This is a genomic window from Alteromonas sp. 4NH20-0056 (assembly GCF_057539655.1).
This window is the reverse complement of record NZ_BAAJLS010000034.1, coordinates 1-616: the sequence shown is the minus strand read 5'-3', so window position 1 is coordinate 616 and position 616 is coordinate 1. Positions and strand designations below refer to the sequence as shown.

General features: G+C 41.2%; 1 protein-coding gene. It reads right to left on the bottom strand.

Annotation, left to right across the window (positions count from 1 at the left end; genetic code table 11):
- Positions 1 to 108 precede the first annotated feature (108 nt).
- Positions 109 to 616: tetratricopeptide repeat protein (locus AC27EZ_RS18130; protein ID WP_487136664.1), on the bottom strand; the 508-nt coding region annotated here is incomplete at its 5' end.

The window sequence follows — 616 nt, the reverse complement described above, 5'->3', positions numbered from 1 at the left end:
ATAACACCCCACTAAGGGGCGCTAACACATGGGCTAAAATTAGGAACGAAGTGACGCAGCCCATGTGTTAGCGTCCCAACGAGCAGCGCGAGTGCCTTTAGTGGTTTGTTATATGGAAGAACTACCACTGAGTCTGATCGCTTGTTGGTTACCATTTTTTGAAGATCTTTCTAGCCAATATATGGCCAACTCTTTGTTCGCCACAACACCTTGTCCTTTTGAGAGCATTAGGTAAAGAATTAACTGAGCATGATCATGCCCAAGTTCTGCCGCTAACTTGTATAGCTGAAATGCTTTTTCATAACTCTGTTCAGTACCGTTGCCCTGATAATGAAGTTCTGCTAACAATGTTATTGAACTAGCGTTACCATTCATTGCTGATTTTTTACACCACTCATACGCCTTTTTGTAGTTCTTTTCTGCGCCATCATAACCGTAAGAATGGCGGTAGCATAAAGCATGGATAGCTGAAGGATTTCCTTCATTTGCTAGTACAGAAACATCTTTGTACGTCATATCGATAATGGCAATGTTGTTTGGTTGAGATGCGCACCCAAACATTAATAAAGAAAAAGCTAATAGATATCTCAATGTATGGGTCCCTCCTCCATATAAC